This is a genomic window from Roseburia sp. AF20-18LB, assembly GCF_003461185.1.
GTDB classification, from domain to species: Bacteria; Bacillota; Clostridia; order Lachnospirales; family Lachnospiraceae; genus Roseburia_C; species Roseburia_C amylophila.
Genome location: NZ_QTWP01000027.1, coordinates 1 through 1,764, shown reverse-complemented (window position 1 = coordinate 1,764; position 1,764 = coordinate 1). Strand labels below are relative to the sequence as shown.

Sequence of the window (1,764 nt, the reverse complement as noted above, 5' to 3'; positions counted from 1 at the left end):
GGTGAATTGGAAAATTAAATTCCAGTCCATTCACCCAAAAACTGGAACTTAGTATTGCAAAATATATCCTAGAAGTTAGTGTTGCAACCCTCTTGATATCTGGTTATAGTTGTGGCTCAGCAATAGAGTCCGGATGGCGTTATCCAAGGAGAATACCATGGCTAAGAATGCACATCTGGTTCTTGATGAAAGAGCCACAATAGAAGTTCGCTTAAGAGAACGAGCTTCATTTACTGAGATAGGTAGGGAACTTGGCAAGGACCCTTCTACTATCTCAAAAGAAGTCAAACTCCATAGTCAGACTGTACGTAAAGATTCCTTCAATCCCTGCAGCAAGCGAAGTACCTGTGATGAATACGGAACAGCATGTTCAAAGTGCAAACTACAGTATTCAAAAAGCTGCAAGAGATGTCCTCGTGTAAAGTGCTACGAGCATTGCAAGCAGTTTGAGGTATTGGTTTGTAACAAACTGAAGAAACCACCATACGTTTGCAACGGCTGTATCCAACGGCAATCCTGTAAGCTAGAGAAGCATATTTATTCTGCCAAATCAGCTCAGAAGAATTATGAGACTACTCGCTCAGAAAGTCGTCAAGGAATAGCAATTACACCGGAAGAATTAAAGCGTGTAGATGCTATTGTTTCACCGCTTGTTAAGTTAGGCCAGTCTATTCACATGATATGTGTCAATAATGCAGATGATATCATGCTTGATGAAAAGACTATTTATAACTACATTGATGCAGGGCTTTTATCTGTAGATAACGTTGATCTTCCGAGAAAGGTCCGTTATCGTACCCGCTCACATAAGAAGCCTGTAAGAGTAGACAAGCAGTGTCATGTAGGACGCATTTATGAGGATTTTGAAGCTTATCTTGCTGCGAATCCTGATATTCCGGTAGTGGAAATGGATTCAGTAGAAGGTCGCAAAGGCGGTAAAGTCTTGTTGACCATATACTTTAGAAATAGTAGTTTAATGCTTGCTTTTATCCGTGATAACAATACCGCCAAGTCAGTTACAGAAATATTTGACTGGTTGTATGAACAGTTAGGACATGAAGTATTCACTAGCCTCTTCCAGGTGATTTTGACCGACAGAGGAAGTGAATTTACTAACCCGCTGGCAATCGAATTTAATAAGGGCAATGGTCGCAGAACACATATCTTTTATTGTGATCCACAGCGTTCTGATCAAAAAGGTGGTTGTGAAGTTACACATGAGATGATTCGTCGTGTGCTTCCGAAGAAAACCTCTTTTGATAACTTAACTCAGGATGATATCAATCTTATGATGAGTCATATCAACTCATATAACAGAAAAAAGCTGAATAACCAGTCGGCACACCAGTTGTTCAGCTTCATTAATGGCGGGGATATTCTTGACAAGTTAGGAATAAAATCCATTCCCGCTAACGAGATTAACCTTACGCCTCTATTACTGAAAAAATAAGAAAACCTAGCGCCATTCGGAAGAAATACTGAACCGAATGAGAGGTGGAATTTAATCTTGCGAAAAAAGAAATAAAATTCGACCTTCGCTTAACGTGACTCTTTTTTCAGAGGATTAAGATCTCAAAAAAAGAATATCAGCATATGAAGCATAAAACAACTTGTTTCTAATAGTAAATTCCAGTTTTGAAGAACTTTGCAAAACTAACTTCCATAAAAATCATGATATTTTGATTTGCCAGAATTTACTTTTGCAAGCGATTAGCTAAATCAGAACTTAAACTTGCAAACTGGAAGCTCGGATTCCAATTCAGC

The 1,764-nt window shown here is 38.7% G+C and carries 1 protein-coding gene; it reads left to right on the top strand.

Annotated features, from left to right (window positions below; genetic code table 11):
• The first annotated feature begins 157 nt into the window (after window positions 1-157).
• Entirely contained in the window at window positions 158-1,450 is a 1,293-nt protein-coding gene (locus DWX65_RS14765) for an IS30 family transposase (RefSeq protein ID WP_117947914.1), read from the top strand.
• Window positions 1,451-1,764: the final 314 nt, after the last annotated feature.

What these genes read in the sequence shown, in the direction of transcription:
- DWX65_RS14765 (WP_117947914.1), top strand. Translation starts at nt 158, where the DNA reads ATGGCTAAGAATGCACATCTGGTTCTTGATGAAAGAGCCACAATAGAA.